The sequence below is a fragment of the Streptomyces sp. AC627_RSS907 genome (assembly GCF_019049165.1).
Window position 1 is genome coordinate 1 of the sequence record NZ_JAGMUE010000598.1, and the last position, 560, is coordinate 560.

The window sequence follows — 560 nt, forward strand, 5'->3', positions numbered from 1 at the left end:
GGATAGCGGCCCGATGCGGGCCGGCCGGGCCGGCCGGCCCGGCCGGATGGGAGGCCGCGCGGCCCGAGCCCGCCGTCCGTTCCGAGCCCGAGGCCGGGGGAGCGTCAGGGTGCGCGCGGCCCGCTCGGCGGTCGGCCGACGCCGGCGGCTCCGACATGACAGGCTGGGCGCCGAGCCCGGGCACCAGGCGGGCGGAAACACGAGGTGAGACGACGCGTGCAGTGGCCCCGATGGAAGACCGTGGGCGGCACCCTGCTGCGGGTGACGGTGGTGTGGGCGGTCAGCACGCTGACCATGCTCGCCCTCGCCGGCATCCTGCCCGACTTCCGACTCCAGTCCGCCGACGGCGACAGCACCACCCGGATCGCCGTCACGGCCGCCTCCGGAGCGGGCGCCTTCGGCGTACTCAGCGCGCTGGTCTGGCCGGCGCTGGTGCGCGCCCTGCTGCTGGTGCCCGCCTTCGTCCTCGGGCTCCTCGTCTTCTTCCTCAACGGCTCGCTGTTGCTGGTCGCCCTCAGCCTGATACCCGACGGGCGGGGCCAGGTCGAGCCGGAGACCGC

Annotated in this window: 1 pseudogene; it reads left to right on the forward strand. The window is 76.1% G+C overall.

Features of this window, described 5'->3' with window-relative positions:
• Window positions 1-294 precede the first annotated feature (294 nt).
• Window positions 295-560 (forward strand): annotated as a pseudogene (locus KUM32_RS37310) (phage holin family protein); the annotation flags it as partial.